Below are 707 nucleotides of genomic sequence, written 5' to 3' on the forward strand. Positions count from 1 at the left end.
CCGCAGCTCCCGGCCGGACGGCTGGTCCCGGTGAGCACGGCCCCCGCAGCCCTCGGCGCGGGCCGCCTCCCGTGGCCCGCCGCCGTCCGCCGCGCCCTCGCCTCCCGCGAACCCCTCCTGCACAACGGACACCTCCTGTCCGTCAGCTCCCTGCTCACCTCCGTCCTCGGCGCCGGCTACTGGACGCTCGCCACCCGCCTCTACAACCCCGCCACCCTCGGCCGCAACTACTCCGCCATCTCCGCGATGATGCTGTTCGCCGGCATCGGCCAGCTCAACCTCACCAACGTCCTGGTCCGCTTCATCCCCTCGGCCGGAGCCCGTACCCGCACCCTCGTCGCCCGCGCCTACGCCGCCGCCATCGCCGCCATCACGCTGCTCGCCACCGGCTTCGTCCTACTCACCCCCGAGCTCGCACCCCAGCTCAGCTTCCTGCGCCACCCCGTGCTCGCCCTCTGCTTCATCGCAGCCACCGCCGGATACGGGCTGTTCATCATGCAGGACGGCGTCCTGACCGGACTGCGCCGCCCCGACTGGGTCGTCCTCGAGAACGCCGTCTTCGCCGCCATCAAGATCGCCGCGCTCGCCCTGCCGGTCCTCATCGCCGCCCAGGCCGGAATCCTGCTTTCCTGGGTCCTCGCGCTCGCCGTCGCCATCGCCGTCACCAACACGTTCCTGTTCACCCGCGCCATCCCCAGGCACATCGG

General features: G+C 72.1%; 1 pseudogene. It reads left to right on the top strand.

Annotated elements, in window-relative coordinates:
• Positions 1–707, top strand: a pseudogene (locus tag KDK95_RS34870) (hypothetical protein); the annotation flags it as partial.

This window comes from Actinospica acidithermotolerans (genome assembly GCF_018139625.1).
GTDB lineage: Bacteria > Actinomycetota > Actinomycetes > Streptomycetales > Catenulisporaceae > Actinospica > Actinospica acidithermotolerans.